Origin of the sequence: Zhongshania sp., assembly GCF_041623545.1 — a bacterium.
Lineage (GTDB): Bacteria > Pseudomonadota > Gammaproteobacteria > Pseudomonadales > Spongiibacteraceae > Spongiibacter.
The window spans coordinates 1-4,238 of sequence record NZ_JBFJWS010000279.1; the positions used below are offsets into that span (position 1 = coordinate 1).

At 49.2% G+C, this 4,238-nt stretch carries 4 protein-coding genes; 1 reads left to right on the forward strand and 3 read right to left on the reverse strand.

Annotated elements, in window-relative coordinates:
• Positions 1 to 328 precede the first annotated feature (328 nt).
• The 3 genes from ABYT30_RS16355 to ABYT30_RS16365 are packed head-to-tail and all read right to left on the reverse strand — an operon-like array spanning position 329 to position 3,714.
• A complete protein-coding gene (locus ABYT30_RS16355; protein ID WP_373097529.1) occupies positions 329 to 1,570 on the reverse strand; it encodes a class I SAM-dependent methyltransferase in 1,242 nt (413 codons plus the stop codon).
• A gap of 27 nt (positions 1,571 to 1,597) precedes the next feature.
• Complete coding sequence (locus ABYT30_RS16360) at positions 1,598 to 2,383, reverse strand: DUF1365 domain-containing protein (protein WP_373097530.1); 786 nt, start codon at positions 2,381 to 2,383, stop codon at positions 1,598 to 1,600.
• Complete coding sequence (locus ABYT30_RS16365; RefSeq protein ID WP_373097531.1) at positions 2,380 to 3,714, reverse strand: NAD(P)/FAD-dependent oxidoreductase; 1,335 nt, start codon at positions 3,712 to 3,714, stop codon at positions 2,380 to 2,382. The genes ABYT30_RS16360 and ABYT30_RS16365 overlap by 4 nt, the downstream gene beginning before the upstream one ends.
• Positions 3,715 to 3,828: 114 nt before the next feature.
• Between ABYT30_RS16365 and ABYT30_RS16370 the strand changes: the two genes are divergently transcribed.
• Positions 3,829 to 4,059 (forward strand): hypothetical protein, encoded by a 231-nt coding sequence (locus tag ABYT30_RS16370; protein ID WP_373081751.1) that lies wholly within the window; start codon positions 3,829 to 3,831, stop codon positions 4,057 to 4,059.
• The last annotated feature ends 179 nt before the right edge of the window (positions 4,060 to 4,238 follow it).

Below are 4,238 nucleotides of genomic sequence, written 5' to 3' on the forward strand. Positions count from 1 at the left end.
CATTTCCCCAGCGTTTATTTGTTTTCATAGCAAGTTTGCTCGTTAGCACTTTTTAAAGTGTCACTATCTTATCATGTTGTAATCTTGCGGATGTCGTTAAAACAAAGCGAATTGATCGTGGATTGTACGTATTTGCGGCCTGTATTTTGTGACGCAGTTGGCTTTATGAGCACATTTAATGACGGCCGCTTCCGGGTAGTTGGCATGAATTAATTGTAAATACCGTCTTTTGTCGCCTCGCGATTTGGGGCGGTACTTACAATGCCGTCTCGCTCTCGGTGACGGGAAAGGGGCCAAAAGAAAGACCGCTAAGCGCCCGTTCTTTTGTTTAGGCGATGGGTTTCTCAAGTATAAACTGATAAACATCGATCGACTTCCCCCGGAAGCCACCCTCGCAGTAGCCCAAATAATAGTCCCACATTCGCTTAAAGCGTTGGTCAAAGCCCAGTGGCGCGATCACTGGCCACTGTTGGTGAAAATTGCAGGCCCATTCACGCAAGGTGCGGGCGTAGCTATGGCCAAAAGCTTCCTCATTTTTTATCTGAAGACCTGCGATGCCAGCTTCGGTCCGAAAGCGTTCGGGGCTGGGCAGCATGCCGCCGGGGAAGATATAGGTCTGAATAAAATCGGGGTTCGCGCTATAGCCGGTAAAACGGGCCTCTTCAATTGTAATGATCTGAATAGCGGCGCGGCCACCGGGTTTGAGTCGTTGATATAGCGTTTGGAAATACCTTGGCCAGTATTTTTCACCTACGGCCTCGAGCATTTCTATGGAAACAATATGGTCGTATTGGCCTGTGGTGTCGCGGTAATCAGTTAGGCTGAACGCCGCGTTGCCGAGTGTTTCAAGTTTATTCAGACGCTGCTCGGCAAACTCCAGTTGGCGCTCAGATAAGGTAATACCGTGGAGATCAACAGTCTTCTGTTGGCAAAGCTGTTCAGCAAAGCCACCCCAGCCACAGCCAATTTCTAAAATACGGTCGCCATTGTTTACCTGGAGTAAATCAATAATTCGTTGGTACTTTGCCTGCTGTGCTTCGCTTAGGCTTTGCTCCTCATCGCGGTAATAGGCAGCGGAGTAGGTCATGCTGGGATCAAGCCAATGCTGGTAAAAGTCATTGCCGAGGTCGTAGTGGTAACTAATATTGCGACGGCTGCCGCGCTTACTATTGGCATTGCGACGATGTCGCCATTTGTGAACAAGCCCAGCAAATTTTCCGCTGTCGAGCATGCCGGCAAAGTTATTTTCGTTGACGACAATCCACTCCACTAAAATAGCGAGATCGGGGCTGTCCCAGTCACCGTCGATATAAGCTTCGCTCCAGCCTACGGACCCGCCGGTGAAGGCTTTGCGCACCGCCTGCCAGTTGTGCAGGTTTACCACTGGATTAAGTCGTTCGCAGGGCTGTTCTCCGAATTCGATTTGACTGCCATTAGGCAGGTTTAGGCTTAGCACCCCGCTGGTCGCGTTTGATAGTGGTGCAAGGACCTTGGTGAGTATTTGTTGTTGGCGCTTTGCCCACCAGCCGGACTCGCGGTGGCGATCTAGCGTCGCCGTAGCTGATTTCATAGTAGACCCTTCACGTATTAAACAGATTTATTTATCAATACGTGAGATTGGTGAACTTGGTTCAGCTGGCTTCGTCACTATTTTTAAACCGCGGCAAAATAACTTCAGGGCTTCCCAGTGAATACCCGCCAGTACTTTTAAGGTCATCAAGGGTAGCGAACAGAAATTACGCAGCAATTCGCGATCGTTAAATGGACGGCGCTGGCCCTGGAACGCTGCATGGAGCAGGTTCTTGCCATCTTCTTGGACGCGGATGCTAATCCCTAATTTATCGTTGGGTTGGCGAAGCCGAAATTTATAGCGCATCGCCATATTATTAAACGGGGACACATAGAAGTTTTTGTCGCACTGCTGCTGAATGGTGGGTTTACTGCGGTCGGTTGGGGGCACAGGGAATAAATAGCTGTGCCGTTGTTTAAAGGTGTTACTCACTTCGTAGAGCACGGCGAATAACTGTTGCTGCTGGTTATAGCAGTAATAAATGCTCAGGGGATTAAAGGTGTAGCCCAGAATACGGGGATAGCAGAGCAGGCTTACCCTAGCGAGGGTGTCGGTAATCCCTTGGCCTGTAAGACAGCGCTCAATATAGTGGCGGGGTGACTCGCCACTGCCATTGCCAAAGTCCTTGAAGTGGAAGCTGAATAAATTGAAATGATTTAGTGAAAATAAGCGGCAGTGGTCTGCCGCTTCATCGAGCTCGTCGAGGTCAAATAGAAAACTGCTAATTTGATAGGTAAAACGATGGCTCAATGGCGTTAAGCGTTGATGCCGAACTTCGCCCCGGTAGATCGCGGTGTGCAGACTAGCGCTCATGCGGCATTGTCTATCACCGGCTTATTGCTTAGGTGAATACGGCCATTGGCGTTAGGTACAATCCACGGTCTGACGATATTGCCCAGTTGCTCTGCCACCGCCAAGCCCGATTGAATGCCGTCCTCGTGAAAACCATAACCAAAATAACTGCCGCAAAACCAGGTTCGCTGCTTACCTTGCAGCGTCCATAATTGTTCCTGGGCTTGGAGTGCGGCCTCGTTGAACACCGGGTGTTGGTAGTGAAAGCGTCGGTAAACTTGATCGCTACGCGGCTTTGTTAGTGGGTTTAAGGTCAGCAAAATGGATTCTTGGCAGGGCAGGTGTTGCAGTAAGTTCATCCAGTAACTAACCGACACTTTATTGTTGCGGCGGCTAGTATCGGCAAGATAATTCCAGCTTGACCACACCGCGTGACGTTTGGGCATCAAGCGCTCGTCGCGATGTAATACTGCTTCGTTTTGCTCATAGGTGAAGGCGTTTAGTAAGCGCTGTTCCGCAGTGCTGGGTACATCAAGTATGGCAAGGGATTGGTCGGCGTGGCCGGCCATAACGACATGGTCAAAGCGGTGGCTGTCACCCTGATTGTCGACAAGAATTACGTGATCGCCGAAGCGTTTTACCTTGTTAATGCCACAGTTTAGTTTGATGCCATTGGCAAAGTCTGTGCTCATTTTTTTAATATACTGGCGAGAACCGCCGTTTACCGTCTGCCACTGGGGGCGCTCACTCACTTGCAGCAGACCGTGATTGTCACAAAACCGCAAAAAGGTTTTAGCGGGGTAGGCGAGCATCTTTTCAATAGGTGTAGACCAAATGGCGGCACTCATCGGTAATAAATGGTCTTCACAAAATCCGGGGCCAAATTTCTCTTGCTGCAATAGCTCGCCAAGCGACAAGTCAGCGGGGAGCGTGTCCAGCCAAGTGGCACTTTGCTTATAAAACCGCAGTAGATCCCTAATCATTCCCCAGAAGCGGGGGCGTAAGATATTGCGCTTTTGGGCGAACATCGTGGCGACCGAGTTTGATCCGCTATATTCAAGCCGGCCTTGGTCTAGTGATACGCCAAAGGACATATCTGTGCCGGAATAGCCCACGCCTAAATGCTTAAATAGCGCCACTAAATTAGGGTACGAGCGTTCATTGAACACAATAAAGCCGGTATCGACAGCAATGGTGCCCGCGCTGGTTTGAATATCTACGGTGTTGGTGTGGCCACCGAGGCGCGAATCTTGTTCAAACAGCGTAACTTGGTGCTGTTTACTCAATAGCCATGCGCTACTGAGGCCGGAAATACCGGAGCCGATCACGGCTATTTTTAATGGTGCTTGCATATATAATTCATTGATCCCGCTTTAGCGTACTTACGTATATTCTTCCTAGACAGATCAGCCACAATAACGATAAGTGGTGAGGCGACGTTATTTGTCGCCGCTATGGAGAATCACATGCGGAGTCCTTCCCGAAAATGGCAAGTCGCGCGATACGCTTTGCCAAGTCTTACTTTGGCGGCTTTAGGCCTGCCTGTTTATCTATATGTCCCGCTATGGCTTGCTGAGCTAGGTGGCTATAGCATAGTTGGTCTTGTGTTCTTTGCTGCAATATTTAGCTATGTGCTGAACGACACGCCCATGGGGGCATGGATCGACCAGCAGGGCAGGCTTTGCCATCGGTCATGAAAAGCGTCTTGGCTTAAGCTTTATCAGCTGAGGACAGTTAATGTAGTGTGATTATGGTGTTTAAATTGCTCGAGTTAATTATGTTAGGCCTTAGTTCAATGGCCGTTATTGATGGTGCTAAATGATGATTAAATATCGGCAGGCGTATTTTTTAAGTTTTTTACTATTGCTTGGCGTAC